This window comes from Pseudomonas fluorescens (assembly GCF_001708445.1).
GTDB classification, from domain to species: domain Bacteria; phylum Pseudomonadota; class Gammaproteobacteria; order Pseudomonadales; family Pseudomonadaceae; genus Aquipseudomonas; species Aquipseudomonas gorinensis.
In genome coordinates this window covers 1036527-1052168 of record NZ_CP015637.1, presented here as the reverse complement: position 1 = coordinate 1052168, position 15642 = coordinate 1036527, and the positions used below count along the sequence as shown (strand labels likewise).

The 15642-nt window shown below is 62.5% G+C and carries 14 protein-coding genes; all 14 read right to left on the bottom strand.

Annotated features, from left to right (window positions below; genetic code table 11):
• Window positions 1-34: 34 nt before the first annotated feature.
• Genes ftsA through mraZ form a run of 14 tightly spaced genes read right to left on the bottom strand, consistent with a single transcriptional unit; the run spans window position 35 to window position 15546 of the window.
• On the bottom strand, window positions 35-1297 hold the full coding sequence (gene ftsA / locus A7317_RS04660) for a cell division protein FtsA (RefSeq protein ID WP_024073522.1): 1263 nt from the start codon (window positions 1295-1297) through the stop codon (window positions 35-37).
• A gap of 15 nt (window positions 1298-1312) precedes the next feature.
• On the bottom strand, window positions 1313-2179 hold the full coding sequence (locus A7317_RS04655) for a cell division protein FtsQ/DivIB (protein WP_069075283.1): 867 nt from the start codon (window positions 2177-2179) through the stop codon (window positions 1313-1315).
• A gap of 3 nt (window positions 2180-2182) precedes the next feature.
• Window positions 2183-3139: a D-alanine--D-alanine ligase gene (locus tag A7317_RS04650; RefSeq protein ID WP_069075282.1), complete on the bottom strand. Its 957-nt coding sequence runs from the start codon at window positions 3137-3139 to the stop codon at window positions 2183-2185.
• Window positions 3136-4581, bottom strand: a complete 1446-nt coding sequence (gene murC, locus A7317_RS04645) for a UDP-N-acetylmuramate--L-alanine ligase (protein WP_024073519.1) — start codon at window positions 4579-4581, stop codon at window positions 3136-3138. Before murC ends, A7317_RS04650 begins: the two co-directional genes overlap by 4 nt.
• Window positions 4574-5644 carry an undecaprenyldiphospho-muramoylpentapeptide beta-N-acetylglucosaminyltransferase gene (murG, locus tag A7317_RS04640; protein ID WP_024073518.1) on the bottom strand — a complete coding sequence of 357 codons (1071 nt, stop codon included), beginning with the start codon at window positions 5642-5644 and terminating at the stop codon, window positions 4574-4576. Before murG ends, murC begins: the two co-directional genes overlap by 8 nt.
• Window positions 5634-6857, bottom strand: a complete 1224-nt coding sequence (gene ftsW, locus A7317_RS04635) for a putative lipid II flippase FtsW (protein ID WP_024073517.1) — start codon at window positions 6855-6857, stop codon at window positions 5634-5636. Before ftsW ends, murG begins: the two co-directional genes overlap by 11 nt.
• Window positions 6854-8200, bottom strand: coding sequence for a UDP-N-acetylmuramoyl-L-alanine--D-glutamate ligase (murD, locus tag A7317_RS04630; RefSeq protein ID WP_069075281.1), 1347 nt, complete (start codon window positions 8198-8200; stop codon window positions 6854-6856). The genes ftsW and murD overlap by 4 nt, the downstream gene beginning before the upstream one ends.
• 6 nt (window positions 8201-8206) lie before the next feature.
• Window positions 8207-9289, bottom strand: coding sequence for a phospho-N-acetylmuramoyl-pentapeptide-transferase (gene mraY, locus A7317_RS04625; protein ID WP_003171875.1), 1083 nt, complete (start codon window positions 9287-9289; stop codon window positions 8207-8209).
• Window positions 9289-10659 (bottom strand): UDP-N-acetylmuramoyl-tripeptide--D-alanyl-D-alanine ligase, encoded by a 1371-nt coding sequence (locus A7317_RS04620; RefSeq protein WP_069075280.1) that lies wholly within the window; start codon window positions 10657-10659, stop codon window positions 9289-9291. Before A7317_RS04620 ends, mraY begins: the two co-directional genes overlap by 1 nt.
• Complete coding sequence (locus A7317_RS04615; protein ID WP_024073514.1) at window positions 10652-12115, bottom strand: UDP-N-acetylmuramoyl-L-alanyl-D-glutamate--2,6-diaminopimelate ligase; 1464 nt, start codon at window positions 12113-12115, stop codon at window positions 10652-10654. The genes A7317_RS04620 and A7317_RS04615 overlap by 8 nt, the downstream gene beginning before the upstream one ends.
• Window positions 12115-13857, bottom strand: coding sequence for a peptidoglycan D,D-transpeptidase FtsI family protein (locus A7317_RS04610; protein ID WP_168232483.1), 1743 nt, complete (start codon window positions 13855-13857; stop codon window positions 12115-12117). Before A7317_RS04610 ends, A7317_RS04615 begins: the two co-directional genes overlap by 1 nt.
• Complete coding sequence (gene ftsL, locus A7317_RS04605; RefSeq protein ID WP_003171871.1) at window positions 13857-14150, bottom strand: cell division protein FtsL; 294 nt, start codon at window positions 14148-14150, stop codon at window positions 13857-13859. Before ftsL ends, A7317_RS04610 begins: the two co-directional genes overlap by 1 nt.
• Entirely contained in the window at window positions 14147-15094 is a 948-nt protein-coding gene (gene rsmH / locus A7317_RS04600; RefSeq protein WP_010213048.1) for a 16S rRNA (cytosine(1402)-N(4))-methyltransferase RsmH, read from the bottom strand. Before rsmH ends, ftsL begins: the two co-directional genes overlap by 4 nt.
• Complete coding sequence (gene mraZ, locus A7317_RS04595; RefSeq protein ID WP_003171868.1) at window positions 15091-15546, bottom strand: division/cell wall cluster transcriptional repressor MraZ; 456 nt, start codon at window positions 15544-15546, stop codon at window positions 15091-15093. Before mraZ ends, rsmH begins: the two co-directional genes overlap by 4 nt.
• Window positions 15547-15642: the final 96 nt, after the last annotated feature.

Below are 15642 nucleotides of genomic sequence, written 5' to 3'. Positions count from 1 at the left end.
CTTTTTTGCCGTGTTGCGGTGTTGCGGTAATTCGTTAGAAATTGCCTTTGATCCAAGCCTGCAACCGCTCGAACAACGGCGCTTTGGCTTCGTCGTCGCTGCGGTAGCTGTCTCGGTTGCTCGGGCCCGACAGGGAAATGCCATCGGTCTGCTTTTGCAGCCCGTACAACAGCAAGCCCACACCGGTGGAATAAATCGGGTTGCGCACAACATCGCCCAAGCCCTTGACGCCATGGGGCACGCCCAGGCGCACCGGCATATGGAAGATTTCCTCGGCCAGTTCGACCGCGCCTTCCATCTTCGAGGTACCACCGGTCAGCACGATGCCGGCCGGGATCAAATCTTCGTAGCCGCTGCGGCGCAGTTCAGCCTGGATCAGGGTGAAGAGCTCGTCGTAGCGTGGTTCGACCACTTCGGCCAAGGCCTGGCGCGACAGTTCGCGCGGTGGACGGTCGCCCACGCTTGGCACCTTGATGGTCTCACCGGCACCCGCCAGCTTGGCCAGGGCGCAGGCGTAGCGAATCTTGATTTCTTCGGCGTACTGGGTCGGTGTACGCAGCGCCATGGCGATGTCGTTGGTGACCTGGTCGCCAGCAATCGGGATCACAGCGGTGTGACGGATCGCACCCTCGGTGAAGATCGCGATGTCGGTGGTGCCGCCGCCGATGTCCACCAGGCATACGCCCAGTTCTTTTTCGTCGTCGGTCAGTACCGAGTAGGCCGAAGCCAGTTGCTCAAGGATGATGTCGTCGATTTCCAGGCCGCAGCGGCGCACGCACTTCTCAATGTTCTGCGCGGCGTTGACGGCGCAGGTCACCACGTGGACCTTGGCCTCCAGGCGTACGCCCGACATGCCCAGGGGCTCGCGCACGCCTTCCTGGTTGTCGATCACGTAGTCCTGCGGCAGGGTGTGCAACACGCGCTGGTCAGCCGGGATCGCCACGGCCTGGGCGGCGTCGAGCACGCGCTCGAGGTCGGCCGAGCTGACTTCACGGTCGCGGATCGCCACGATGCCGTGGGAGTTCAGGCTGCGGATATGGTTGCCGGCCACGCCGACGAACGCCGAGTGAATCCGGCAACCGGCCATCAGCTGCGCTTCTTCAATGGCGCGCTGGATCGATTGCACGGTGGACTCGATGTTCACCACCACGCCCTTCTTCAGGCCCCGGGACGGATGCGTGCCAATACCGACGATTTCGATCGTGCCGTCTTCCCCGACCTCGCCCACCAGCGCCACCACCTTGGAGGTGCCGATATCGAGACCGACGATCATTTTGCCGCTTTGCACGTTTGCCATGGGTCCTGCCTCTTCTTAATTCTTCGCGACAGCGGGTTGCGCTGCCGTGGGCGCAGCCGGTTCACGCCAGCCGACGGCAAGGCCGTTGGCGTAACGCAGGTCGACGCTCGCAATGTTCGTAATCTGTTCTTTCAAGGTCTTGTCATAGATGGCGATGAAGCGGCGCATCTTTTCCACCAGGTGGTCGCGTCCCAGCAACAACTCGATGCCCGGGCCGGAACTGCCTGCCCCGGTCGTCAAAAACCAGCTGCCCCGCTCACGCAGTTCCAGGCGTGCAATGGAGAAGCCCAGTGGCCGCAGCATCTGGCTCAAGGCCTGGTACTGCTGCATCACTTGCTGTTGCGCCCGCTGCGGCCCGAACAACTGCGGCAGGTGTTCGTAGTTGGCCAGCTCACGCGGCGTGAACGCCTGGCCCTGGTTGTTCAACAGCGCTTCGTCACCCCAACGGGCCACGGGCAGTTGTTCTTCCAGGCGGATCGTCACCTGGTCCGGCCAGACGCGACGGACTTCGGCATGGGCGATCCACGGCATCTGTTCCAGCTCCCGGCGCATGCCGGCCAGGTCGATGGTGAAGAAGCTCGCGGCGAGGAACGGCCCGATGCGCTGCTGCACCGCTTGCTGGCTGATGTAGCTCAAGTCGCCCTGCACGCTGATCTTGGTGATCGGCCGGTCGGCATACGGCAATAGACGCTGTGCGCCTTCGTAAGTGCCGAAGCCCAGCACCACCAGCAGCACCGGCCAGAACAGCGCCTTGATAAAACCAAAGTTGGCTTTCGGCAGGCGCGCCGACATCGGCTCTTTAGCCACCATTCGACTGGCACCCCGTGGCACCGGCTTGCGGCCGGGTGCGGGGGGCTGATGACGAAGCGATGCGCCTTTCATGTCTTAGCCTCGAGCCTCAATGCTTGCTGCGAGAATGGCCAGCACCAACTGCTGGAAATCCAGACCGGCGGCGCGAGCGGCCATAGGGACCAGGCTGTGGTCGGTCATACCCGGTGCGGTGTTGACTTCCAGGAACCAGAAATTCCCTTGGTCATCCTGCATCACGTCTGCCCGCGCCCAACCGGCGATACCCAGCGCCTCACAGGCTTTCGCCGTGAGGTCCATCAATTCCTGTTCTTTGGTTGCGTCAAGGCCGCACGGGATCCGGTACTGGGTATCGGAAGCCAGGTACTTGGCGTCGTAGTCGTAAAAGGTGTGGGGCGTGCCCAATGCGATGGGCGGCAATACCTGGCCACGCAGGGTGGCGATGGTGAACTCGGGACCCTGGATCCACTGTTCCACCAACACTTGCGAATCGTAGGTACTTGCCGCTTTCCATGCGTCGATCAATTCGGCGGCCGAGTTCACTTTGGCCATGCCGATACTGGAGCCTTCATGGGCTGGTTTGACGATCAAAGGCAGGCCCAGTTCCTTGGCTGCGGAAATACAATCGTCTTCGCTGCACAGGACACTGTGGCGCGGGGTTGGAATACCCAGGCTGTGCCACACCTGCTTGGTGCGCAACTTGTCCATCGCCAGCGCGGAAGCCAGGATACCGCTGCCGGTGTAAGGAATGCCTGCGCACTCCAGCAGGCCCTGCATGCTGCCATCTTCACCGCCACGACCGTGCAGGATGATAAAGGCGCGGTCGATCTTCTCGGCCTGCAGGCGGGCGAGGAAGTCATCGCCCACGTCGATCCCGAACGCATTCACGCCAGCGCTTTGCAGGGCTTCAAGCACGGCATTGCCGGACTTGAGCGACACTTCGCGCTCGGCGCTCTTGCCGCCGAACAATACCGCCACGCGGCCGAAGTCGGCAGGCGCGATGGTAGAGAACAGGGCGTCGTAATTCACGGTCATTTCGACTTCCCCTGCGCGGCTGCAAACAGCGGGCTGGCGAGCAATTTCGGCGCAAGGCCGCCAATATCACCGGCACCCTGGCACAGCAGGATATCGCCGGCACGCAGCAGCGGCTTGACGATCGGCGCCAGGTCCACGCCGCGCTCGATGTAGATCGGGTCCAACTGGCCACGCTGACGGATGCTGTTGCACAGCTTGCGGCTGTCGGCACCCGGGATCGGCTCTTCACCGGCTGGGTAGACTTCCATCAAGAGCAGCACGTTGGCATCGGCCAATACATTGACGAAATCGTCGTACAGGTCGCGGGTACGGCTGTAGCGGTGCGGCTGGTAGACCATCACCAGGCGACGCTCCGGCCAGCCACCACGCACGGCCTTGATCACCGCGGCGACTTCGGTCGGGTGGTGGCCGTAGTCGTCCACCAGCATCACGTCGCCACCTTCCACCGGCAACTGGCCGTAGACCTGGAAGCGACGGCCCACGCCGGCAAAGCACGACAGGCCCTCGACAATGGCCTCATCGCTGACGCCCTCGTCAGAAGCGATGCAGATGGTCGCCAGGGAATTGAGCACGTTGTGGTTGCCCGGCATGTTCACCGACACGTCCAGTGGCTCGCGGTCGGGACGCAGCACGGTAAAGAAGGTTTGCATGCCTTCCTGGCGCACATTGATCGCGCGCACGTCGGCGTCTTCGCTGAAGCCGTAGGTCACGGTCGGGCGCTTGACCAGAGGCAGGATTTCACGCACCACCGGATCATCCAGGCACACCACCGCCAGCCCATAGAACGGCAGGTTGTGCAGGAACTCGACGAAGGTTTTCTTCAACTTGTTGAAGTCACCGTCGTAGGTCGCCATGTGGTCGGCGTCGATATTGGTGACCACGGCCACCAGCGGTTGCAGGTGCAGGAAGCTGGCATCGCTTTCGTCGGCTTCGGCGATCAGGTAGCGGCTGGTGCCGAGCTGGGCATTGGTGCCGGCTGCATTCAGGCGGCCACCGATGACGAAGGTCGGGTCCAGGCCACCGGCCGCGAACACCGAGGCAATGAGGCTGGTGGTGGTGGTCTTGCCGTGGGTGCCGGCAACGGCGATGCCGTGGCGATAGCGCATCAGCTCGGCCAGCATCTCGGCGCGTGGCACCACGGGAATGCGGCGCTCAAGGGCGGTGGCCACTTCCGGGTTGGACGTGTTCACAGCGCTGGACACTACCAGCACGTCAGCCTCGGTGGCGTTCTCGGCGCGGTGGCCGATAAAAATCTGTGCGCCAAAGGACTTCAGGCGATCGGTGACCGGCGACTCTTTCAAGTCGGAGCCCGACACCTGGTAGCCGAGGTTCAGCAACACCTCGGCAATACCGCACATGCCCACGCCGCCGATACCGACGAAGTGGATGCGGCGGATGCGGCGCATCTCTGGTTGCGGCATGGCTTTCTGATTCTCAACCATGGGCCACCTCCAGGCAGATATCGACCACGGTGCGGGTTGCGTCAGGCTTGGCCAGGCGGCTTGCGGTGCTCGCCATGCTGTTGAGTCGTTCCGGTTGCATCAAAACCTCGGTCAGGCGTGCGGCCAAATCGGCGGCGCCAGTCGTTCTTTGCGGCAGCAGGAAGGCAGCGCCCTCCCCGGCCAAATATTCGGCGTTGCGGGTCTGGTGATCGTCGATCGCATGGGGCAAAGGCACCAGTAACGACGGCAGTCCGGCAGCGGCCAGTTCACTGACGGTCAGCGCACCAGCGCGACAGACCACCAGGTCGGCCCAGCCATAGGCATGGGCCATGTCTTTGATGAAGGGCTGCACATTGGCCTCCACACCTGCCTCCCGATAACGCGCGGCGGTCACTTCATCGTGATGCTTGCCCGCCTGGTGGAAGATTTCCGGGCGCAATTGCACAGGCAATTGCGCCACCGCTTCCGGCAGCAATTTGTTCAGCGGCTCGGCACCCAGGCTTCCGCCCAGGACCAGCAGGTGCGCCTTGCGCCCGGCCAATGCTTCACGGGCGATGGCCATGAACAGCTCGGTGCGCACCGGGTTACCGGTGGTGCGACGTTTGTCCGAGGCACTGAAGGTGTTGGGGAACGCTTCACACACCCGCGCCGCCAAAGGCACGAGCAAACGGTTGGCCGTGCCGGCCACGGCGTTCTGCTCATGCACGATCACCGGCACTCCCGCGAGCTTCGCGGCAACACCGCCAGGGCCTGTCACATAGCCGCCAAAGCCAAGCACACACACCGGCTTCAATTCACGAATGACCTTGCGCGCCTGCCACACCGCCTTGAGCAACACGAACGGCGCCTTGAGCAAAGACAACTTGCCCTTGCCACGCAGGCCGCTGACGTTGATCAAGTGCAGCGGCAGCCCGGCATTCGGCACCAGTTCGTTTTCAATGCCACGCGGCGTCCCCAGCCAGTGCACGGTGTAGCCACGGTTCTGGAATTCGCGGGCACAAGCCAGGGCCGGGAACACGTGGCCCCCGGTGCCGCCTGCCATGATCAGCACGTTAGCGCCCATGGGTCGGCTCCTCGGCGAAGTCGCTTTCGCTGAACTCCATCTCTTCGCTGCCCAGGTGGGTTCGACTCTCCCACTCGATGCGCAGCAATAACCCCAGGCAGGCGCAGCAAATCACCAACGAACTGCCGCCATAACTGAGGAACGGCAAGGTCAGGCCCTTGGTCGGCAACAGGCCGACGTTCACACCGATATTGATCAGGAACTGGCCGATCCACAGGAACGACAAGCCATATGCCACATAAGCGGCAAAATACTGTTTGGCCTTCTCGGCCCACAGGCCGATGTACATGCCGCGCACACACACGAACACGAACAGCGCGACGGTACACAGCGAACCGACCACGCCAAGCTCTTCGGCAAGCACCGAGAACACGAAGTCGGTGTGCGCTTCCGGCAGGTAGAACTGCTTCTGCACGCTGTTGCCCAGGCCCACGCCCAGCCACTCGCCGCGCCCGAAGGCGATCAGCGCCTGGGTCAACTGGTAGCCGGAACCGAACTGGTCGGACCATGGGTCGGTGAAGGTGATCAGGCGCGCCATCCGGTAAGGTTGCGCTTGTACCAGCACGGTCACCGCAGCGACCGCCAGCACCACCATCAAGGTGAAGCGGAACAGGCCCACGCCGCCGAGGAACAGCATGGCCGCCGCGGCCCCCATCATCACGACGGTGGCACCGAAGTCAGGTTCCATCAGCAACAGGCCGGCCATGGGCAGCAGCACGATGAATGGCTTGAAGAAGCCCATCCAGCTTTCGCGCACTTCTTTCTGGCGACGCACCAGGTAACCGGCGAGGTAGATCACCACGAACACCTTGGCGATCTCGGACGGCTGCACGTTGAATGCACCGAAGCCGATCCAGCGCATCGAACCGTTCACCTCACGGCCAATGCCGGGCAGGATCACCATGACCAGCAAGCCGAAGGCACCGATCAGCATCAGCCAACCCAGGCGCTGCCAGGTGGCGATGGGGATCATCATGGTGACGATGCACGCCCCGAGGCCGATCACCAGGTACACCAGGTGACGGATCATCATGTACAGGGTGTTGCCCGACTGCACGGCGGCCACTTCGGAAGACGCCGAGGTGATCATCACCAGGCCCAGTCCGAGCAGCGCCAGGCAACCGGCGAGCATCGGGAAATCCAGGTCGATACCGCGCCCGGTAATAATCGGCGAAGGGTACGGCTTGATGATGTTGCGCAAGTTGATATTCATGCCAAGGCCTCCACGGCGCGAGCGAACAACTGGCCGCGCTCTTCGTAGTTCTTGAACATGTCGAGACTCGCACAGGCCGGCGACAGCAACACCGCATCGCCCGGCTGGGCCAAGGCCTTGCACTGGGCGATAGCGTCGTCCAGGGAGGTGGCGCGCACTTGCGGCACGGCGTCCCCCAGGGCGGCGGCGATCAGGTCGGCGTCGCGGCCCATCAGCACCACGGCACGGCAATGGGCGGCCACCGGACCTTTAAGGTCCTTGAAGTCGGCGCCCTTGCCGTCACCACCGGCAATCAGCACCAGCTTGCCCTTGATATCGGCCCCCAGGCCTTCGATGGCGGCCAGTGCAGCGCCGACGTTGGTGGCCTTGGAATCGTTGTAATAGCTGACGCCATCGAGGTCACGCACCCATTGGCAGCGATGCTCAAGGCCGGCAAAGGAACGCAGGCTCGACAGCATGGCGTCGAACGGCAGGCCAACGGCATGCCCGAGCGCCAAGGCCGCGAGGGCATTGGACTGGTTATGCGCACCACGGATTTTCAGTTCGCGCACGGGCATCAGGTTCTGGAATTCGAAGGCCAGGTATTTCTCGCCGTTCTCTTCGCGGATGCCAAAGGCCTTGAAGTCGGGTTTGCCCAGGCCGAAGGTCCAGCACGGCAAGCCCTCGCCCATCAGCGGACGGCTCAGGGCATCCTGGCGGTTGACCACCACTTGCCTGGCACCGCGGAAAATCCGGTGCTTGGCCAGGTGATAGGCCGGCAGGCCGCTGTAGCGGTCCATGTGGTCTTCGCTGACATTCAATACGGTGGCGACTTCGGCACCCAGGTCGTGGGTGGTCTCCAGCTGGAAGCTCGACAGCTCCATGACGTACAGCTCGACGTCGTCGCTGAGCAGGTCCAGCGCCGGTGTCCCGAGGTTGCCGCCCACCGCCACGTGCTTGCCGGCCGCAGCCGCCATTTCGCCGACCAGGGTAGTCACGGTGCTTTTCGCGTTGGAGCCGCTGATGGCCACGATCGGCGCCTTGGCGTGACGCGCGAACAGGTCGATGTCACCGGACAGCTTCACGCCACGCGCGGCTGCAGCTTGCAGGGCCGGTGTCGCCAAGGCCAGGCCGGGGCTTACGTAGAGCTCATCGGCACGGCACAGAAACTCCACATCCAACTCGCCACAACGCACTTCCACGTGCGGGTAGTCACGGCGCAGCGTGACCAGCTCCGGTGGATTTTCCCGCGTATCGGCCACGGCAAACGGCTTGCCCCGGTTCGCCAGGAAGCGAACCAGGGACATGCCGCTCTTGCCGAGGCCGACAACGATGCGGAAGTGGTCTGAAGCGATCAGGGACACTCGTTTCTACCTCAGTTTCAGGGTGGCAAGGCCGACCAGGACCAGAATCACGGTGATGATCCAGAAACGGACAATCACGCGCGGCTCAGGCCAGCCCTTGAGTTCAAAGTGGTGGTGAATCGGCGCCATGCGGAACACGCGGCGCCCGGTCAATTTGAAGGAGGCCACCTGGATGACCACCGACAGGGTTTCCATTACGAACACACCGCCCATGATGAACAGCACGATTTCCTGGCGAACGATCACCGCGATGGTGCCCAGGGCCGCGCCCAGCGCCAATGCGCCAACGTCACCCATGAAGACTTGTGCGGGATAGGTGTTGAACCACAGGAAGCCCAGGCCCGCACCAATCAATGCGCCGCAGAACACAATCAGTTCACCGGCACCCGGCACATAGGGGATCAGCAGGTATTCGGCGAATTTCACGTTACCCGACAGGTAGCAGAAGATGCCGAGCGCACCGCCGACCATCACCGTCGGCATGATCGCCAGGCCATCGAGGCCGTCGGTCAGGTTCACCGCGTTGCTGGAGCCGACGATGACGAAGTACGTCAGTACGACAAAGCCAATGCCCAGTGGAATGCTGGCGTCCTTGAGCATCGGGATGATCAAGGTGGTTTCCACGGCGCTTGGCGCGGTGGTGTAGAGGAAGATCGCAGCGGCAAGGCCGAACACCGACTGCCAGAAATACTTCCAGCGGCTTGGCAGCCCTTTGGAGTTTTTCTCGATGACTTTGCGGTAGTCATCGACCCAGCCGATAGCGCCGAACAACAGGGTCACCAGCAACACCACCCACACGTAGCGGTTGTGCAGGTCAGCCCAGAGCAAGGTGCTGATGCCGATGGACGACAGGATCAATGCACCGCCCATGGTCGGGGTGCCAGATTTGGACAGGTGCGACTGCGGGCCGTCATTACGAACCGATTGACCAATTTGCAGGTTCTGCAGGGTGCGGATCATCCACGGCCCCAGGAACAGCGACAAAGACAGCGCAGTCAGCACACCCAGGATCCCGCGCAGGGTCAGGTACTGAAAGACCGCGAAGCCTTTGTGGAACTGTTGCAGATACTCAGCCAGCAGCAGCAGCATTAATGTTTCTCCGTACTTGAGCCACACAAGGCCGCGACGACGTTTTCCATCACCGCGCTGCGCGATCCCTTGATCAAAATGGTTGTGTGTTTGTCGTGTTCAGCCACGCCCAGCGCCTGGATCAACTCGGCCTGGGTCGCGAAATGCCGCGCGCCAGGGCCGAAGGCCGCGACGGCGTGAGCCATGTGCGGGCCAACGGCGTAGAGGGCGTCGACTTTATCGCTGGCGTAGACACCGACTTCGCGATGGGACTGTTCGGCCCAATCGCCCAGTTCGGCGATGTCGCCCAGCACCAGCACCTTGCGCCCGTCGAAGCCCTTGAGCAGGTCAATGGCGGCGCAGACCGAGGACTGGTTGGCGTTATAGGTGTCATCGATCACGCGCATGCCGTTGGTCACCAGTTGCGCCACCGTGCGGCCCTTGACCGGCTGTACCGCGCCCAGGCCGGTGGCGATACCGAACAGCGAAACGCCCAGGGCGTAAGCAGCAGCGGCGGCAGCCAAGGCGTTGGCGACGTTGTGGTTGCCCAGCAGATTCAACTGCACATGCTCACGCCCTTGCGGAGTGTGCAAGGTAAAGGACGGGCAGCCACGGGCATCGACGGTGATGTCGGATGCATGGAAATCGGCCGTGGCGTTCAGCACGGCAAACGTCAGGACCTTGCGACCGGCGGCACGTACACGCCAGGTCTCGAAGGCCTTGTCGTCCAGATTCAATACAGCGGTGCCCGAGGCATCCAGGCCTTCGAGGATTTCCCCCTTGGCCTCGACGATTTTCTCCGGGCCGCCGAACTCGCCAACATGGGCAGTTCCGGCGTTGTTGATGATCGCGACGTGGGGTTTGGTCAGCGCCACGGTGTAGGCGATTTCGCCGATGCGCGAAGCGCCCAGTTCGATCACCGCCGCCGTGTGTTCCGGGGCCAGTTCGAGCAGGGTCAACGGTGCGCCGAAATCATTGTTCAGGTTGCCACGTGTAGCGAGCACCGGCCCGCGCGTACGCAGGACACCGGCGAGCAGCTCCTTGACCGTGGTCTTGCCGCTGGAACCGGTGATGGCGGCCACGGGTTTATCGAAGGCAGCACGGTTCAGCGCCCCGAGCTGGCCCAGGGCCAGGCGTGTATCGGCCACCAGCAATTGCGGCAAGGTCGAATCCGCCACTTCGCGCTGCACCAAAGCACCGACGGCGCCTTTGGCGGCGACTTCATTCAGGTAGTCGTGACCGTCGAAACGCGGCCCGGCCAGGGCGACGAACAATTGGCCCGGCTTGATTACGCGGCTGTCGATGCTGACACCATTGAAACTGCAATCACCGGACAGCACACGGCCCGACAGGGGCTGGGTCAGTTCGCTGAACTTCATGGCTTTAAGCATGGGCGACCTCCCAGGCAGTCAAGGCGTGATCAGCCTCGACCAGATCGGAGAAGGCATGGCGTTGGCCGTTGATTTCCTGGTAATCCTCGTGGCCTTTACCGGCCAGGACCACCACGTCGTCAGCGCTGGCGCTGGCGATCAATTGGGCAATGGCCGCGCCACGACCGGCGACGAAGGCAACCTTGGACACGTCCTGGAAGCCTGCGCGGATGTCAGCGAAAATCTGGCTCGGGTCTTCACTGCGCGGATTGTCGTCGGTGACGAGCACACCATCGGCCAGACGCTCGACGATTTCAGCCATCAACGGGCGTTTGCCACGGTCACGGTCACCGCCACAGCCAAACAGGCAGAGCAACTTGCCCTTGGCGTGGGGGCGCAGGGCCAGCAGGACCTTTTCCAGCGCATCCGGGGTGTGAGCGTAATCGACCACCACCAGCGGTTGCGTGCCCCCACCCAGACGCTGCATGCGCCCAGCGGGGCCTTCCAGCTTCGGCAGCACGCGCAGGATTTCATCCAGGGCGTAATCCAGGCCAAGCAATGCGCCGACAGCGGCGAGGAGATTGCTCAGGTTGAAGCGCCCGAGCAAGGTGCTGCGCAAATGGTGTTCGCCTTGTGGCGTCACCAGCGTGGCACGCACGCCTTCGTCATTGAACTGGGCTTCGCGGCAATACAGATACGCGCTGGCGTCTTCCAGGCTGTAGCTGATCAGGCGAGCTTCGTGGTCCTCGGCAGCCAGTCGGCGGCCAAAGGCATCGTCCAGGTTGACCACCCGGCACTTGAGGTCATTCCAGGCAAACAGCCTGGCCTTCTCGGCGGCGTAGGCCTCCATGGTGCCGTGGTAGTCCAGGTGATCGCGGGACAGGTTGGTCATCACTGCCACATCAAAGGCCAGGGCCGTCACACGCCCCTGATGCAGGCCGTGGGACGAGACTTCCATGGCGACCGCCTTGGCTCCGGCCTTTTTCAGGTCAGCCAGGGTCGCTTGCACGGCAATCGGGTTTGGCGTGGTGTGCAGGCCGCTTTGCAGCGCGCCATAGAAGCCCGTGCCGAGGGTGCCGACGATGCCGCAATGCTGGCCCAACAGGTCGAGGGCCTGGGCGACCAATTGGGTCACGCTGGTCTTGCCGTTGGTACCGGTCACGCCAATCAGGTTCAGGTGGCGGCTCGGGTCACCATAGAAACGCCCGGCGATGTCCGACAGCTGCGCGGCCAGGCCCTTGACCGGAATCAACGGCACGTCGGTGATCGGCAGCACGGTCGCGCCTTCCACTTCATAGGCCACGGCCGCCGCACCGCGTTGCAAGGCATCGGCGATATGCGCACGGCCATCGTACTTGCCGCCCGGCACCGCCAGGAACAGGTCCCCGGCGCGTACGTTGCGGCTGTCCAGGCTCAACTCGCGAATCAGCAGATCGCGACCGGCGTGGGCAAAAATCTTGTTCAGGCTCAAGGACATCAGCCGCGCCCTCCATTGGCTTTGGCAGCAGCGGCCGGTGGTCCGGCGTTCGCTTGTTGGGTCGGCGGCAGGTTATCCGGCGTGATGTTCATCAGGCGCAGGGTGCCCGACATCACTTTGCTGAACACCGGCGCCGATACCAGGCCACCGAAGTAACCGGCTTTGCTTGGTTCATCGATCACAACCACGATGGCGTAGCGCGGGTCGCTCATCGGGCCGAAGCCGGCGAACAGCGAGCGGTAGGAGTTCTCGGCGTAACCCTTGGTACCCACCGACGTCTTACGTGCCGTACCGGACTTGCCTGCCACGTGATACGCCGGCACCTGGGCGCGGAAGACACCGCGCGGCGCTTCGATCACTTGTTGCAGCATGCCTTGCATGGTCTTGGCGACGTTTTCCGGGATCACCTGGGTGGCTTTCGGCGCTTCGTCAACGTGGATCAGGCTCAGCGGCACCATGCGGCCATTGTTGGCCAGCACCGAGAAGGCGTGGGCCAGTTGGATGGCGGTGACGGACAGGCCGTAGCCGTAGGAAAGCGTGGCCGTCTCGGCTTTTTTCCAGTCGCGATAGTTCGGCAGGTTGCCGACGCGCTCACCCGGGAAGTCGAGGCCGGTGGGTTGGCCCAGGCCGATTTTTTGCGCCAGGTGGTAGATGGTTTCGCCACCAATATCGAAGGCCACCTTACTCATGCCCACGTTACTGGAGTTGATCAGGATACCTGTCAAATCCAGCACCGGCCCTTCAGTGCGGGACACGTCACGAATGGTGTATTTGCCCAACTGCAGGGTGCCTGGATACACCTCGACCTTGTCGCTGGGCTTCCAGCGGCCGGTTTCCAGGGCAGCACTCATGGAGATGGCTTTCATGGTCGAACCTGGCTCGAACACGTCGATCATTGCACGATTGCGCATCATCGCCGGTTGCAGGTTGCGACGGTTGTTCGGGTTGTAGGTCGGCTGGTTGACCATGGCGAGGATCTCGCCGGTCTTCACGTCCATGATCACCAGGCTGCCGGCCTTGGCGCCGTTCTCGATGATCGCGTTGCGCAGCTCGCGGTTGGCCAGGTATTGCAGGCGCAGGTCAATCGACAACGCCAAGGGCTTACCGGCCTTGGCGTTTTTGGTGACCTGGACATCCTTGATCAGTCTGCCGCGCCGATCCTTGATGACCTGTCGTTTGCCGGGGACCCCGGCCAGCCATTCATCGTAGGCCAGCTCCACACCTTCGCGGCCATGGTCATCGATGTCGGTAAAACCCACCATATGGGCGGTGGTTTCACCGGCCGGATAGAAACGACGGAATTCCTCGATGCCGTAGACACCGGGGACTTTAAGGTCGAGCACCTGCTGGCCCTGCTCGGGGGTCAGGCCGCGCACCAGGTAGATGAACTCTTTATTGGCCTGGGCTTCCAGGCGCTCGGCCAAGGCCTTCGGGTCCTGGCCCAGGGCGGCGGCGAGTTGCGGCCATTTGTCCTTGGCCACCTGCAGTTCCTTGGCGTTGGCCCACAGGGTAGTCACCGGGGTACTGACAGCCAGTGGTTCGCCGTTACGGTCAGTGATCAGGCCACGGTGCGCAGGAATCGGAATATGCCGCAGGCTGCGGGCATCGCCCTGGCCAATCAGGAAGTCGCGGTCAACCACTTGCAGGTCGATGATGCGCCAGGCGATCGCGCCGACCATCAGGGCCAACAAGCCCAGCACCAGACGGAAGCGCCACGGGTAAAGTGCACCTTCGAGCTTCATCATGGCGCCACCATGCGAACTTCGGCCGCGCCCGGGATGTGCATTTTCAGTTGCTCGGTCGCCAGCACTTCAATACGGCTGTGGGCCGTCCAGGTGCTCTGCTCCAGAATCAGCCGGCCCCACTCCGCCTGGGCTTTATCACGCACACTCAATTCCCCGTACAGGGTGTTGAGCAGTTGACGATTCCAATGGGCGCTGTAGGACACCGCAATCGCGGACACCAGCACGCCGATAAACAGCAGCAGCATAAAAAAGCTGCCGCCCGGGAGGGGCTTGGCGAAAAGCTTGCTCACCGCAACTTCTCCGCGACACGCATGACAGCGCTACGGGAACGTGGGTTGGCCTTGAGTTCGGCTTCGGAAGCGAACTGCGCTTTGCCATGGATTTTGATTTTTGGCACGAAGGCTTCGAAACGCACCGGCAGGTTGCGCGGCAGGTTGTCGGACTCGCCCTTGACCAGGCGGCGCATGAACAGTTTGACGATACGGTCTTCCAGGGAGTGGAAGCTGATCACCACCAGGCGCCCCCCCACTTCCAAGGCTTCCAGCGCGGCTTCGAGGCCGGCTTCCAGATCGCCCAATTCGTTGTTGACGTGAATACGCAGGCCCTGGAATGCACGGGTAGCCGGGTTCTTGCCCTTTTCCCAGGCAGGATTGGCGACTTTCAGCACTTCGGCCAGATCGGCGGTGCGCTCGAACGGCTGGATTTCCCGACGCTCGACCACGGCACGGGCCATGCGCCCGGCGAAGCGCTCTTCACCGTATTCCTTGAACACGCGGGCGATTTCTTCCACCGGCGCGGTGGCGATGAACTGGGCAGCACTGACACCACGGGTCGGGTCCATGCGCATGTCGAGCGGGCCGTCGTTCATGAAACTGAAGCCGCGCTCCGGATCATCGAGCTGCGGCGAAGACACGCCCAGGTCGAGCAAAACCCCGGCCACCTTGCCCGCCATGCCGCGCTCGGCAACTTCCGCGCCCAGCTCGGCAAAGCTGCGCTGCACAACGACAAAGCGGCCGTCTTCGGCCGCTAGCGCTTGCCCGGTGGCAATCGCTTGGGGGTCTTTATCGAATCCGAGGAGCTTGCCGTCGGGCCCGAGCTGGCTGAGTATCAACCGGCTGTGCCCGCCTCTGCCGAAGGTGCCATCCAAATAGCAGCCATCCGCGCGTACGGCGAGAGCCTCAACGGCTTCGTCAAGCAGTACGGTGATGTGGTTAAAGCCGCTATCAATAGTCACAGGATCAAATCACGCAGTTCATCAGGCATGGCGCCCGGTTGTTGAATAGCAGCCAGGTCCGCTGCAGAAACAGCGTCCCAGGCATCTTCGTCCCACAATTGGAACTTGTTCAGTTGGCCCACCAGCATTGCGCGCTTATCCAGCTTGGCGTACTCGCGCAGACGCGGAGGCACCAGGAAACGACCGCTGCCATCGAGCTCGAGGTCGACGGCATTACCAATCAGCAAACGCTGCAGGCGGCGGTTCTCTTCACGCAATGAAGGCAAAGCGCGCAACTTGGTTTCAATCAACTCCCACTCATCGAGCGGGTAAACACACAAACAAGGGTCAACAGCATCGATGGTGATAATCAACTGCCCGGAACTTCGCGAAATGAGCTCGTCACGATACCGGCTCGGCATGGCGAGACGGCCTTTTGCATCGAGACTGATAGCGTTAGCTCCGCGAAACACAGATGCGTTTCTCCAAATTTTAGCGTTTTACGTTCAAAAAACCCACTTTGTGCCACTTTCCGCCACTTGCGCACACTATAGGAATGCGGCCACCAC

Bases quoted from the DNA above. Each gene is read 5' to 3' on its own strand.
- A7317_RS04610 (WP_168232483.1), bottom strand. From the start codon at position 13,857: ATGAAGCTCGAAGGTGCACTTTACCCGTGGCGCTTCCGTCTGGTGCTG.
- ftsA (WP_024073522.1), bottom strand. From the start codon at position 1,297: ATGGCAAACGTGCAAAGCGGCAAAATGATCGTCGGTCTCGATATCGGC.
- murC (WP_024073519.1), bottom strand. From the start codon at position 4,581: ATGGTTGAGAATCAGAAAGCCATGCCGCAACCAGAGATGCGCCGCATC.
- mraY (WP_003171875.1), bottom strand. From the start codon at position 9,289: ATGCTGCTGCTGCTGGCTGAGTATCTGCAACAGTTCCACAAAGGCTTC.
- A7317_RS04650 (WP_069075282.1), bottom strand. From the start codon at position 3,139: ATGACCGTGAATTACGACGCCCTGTTCTCTACCATCGCGCCTGCCGAC.
- A7317_RS04655 (WP_069075283.1), bottom strand. From the start codon at position 2,179: ATGAAAGGCGCATCGCTTCGTCATCAGCCCCCCGCACCCGGCCGCAAG.
- A7317_RS04620 (WP_069075280.1), bottom strand. From the start codon at position 10,659: ATGCTTAAAGCCATGAAGTTCAGCGAACTGACCCAGCCCCTGTCGGGC.
- A7317_RS04615 (WP_024073514.1), bottom strand. From the start codon at position 12,115: ATGTCCTTGAGCCTGAACAAGATTTTTGCCCACGCCGGTCGCGATCTG.
- ftsW (WP_024073517.1), bottom strand. From the start codon at position 6,857: ATGAATATCAACTTGCGCAACATCATCAAGCCGTACCCTTCGCCGATT.
- murG (WP_024073518.1), bottom strand. From the start codon at position 5,644: ATGGGCGCTAACGTGCTGATCATGGCAGGCGGCACCGGGGGCCACGTG.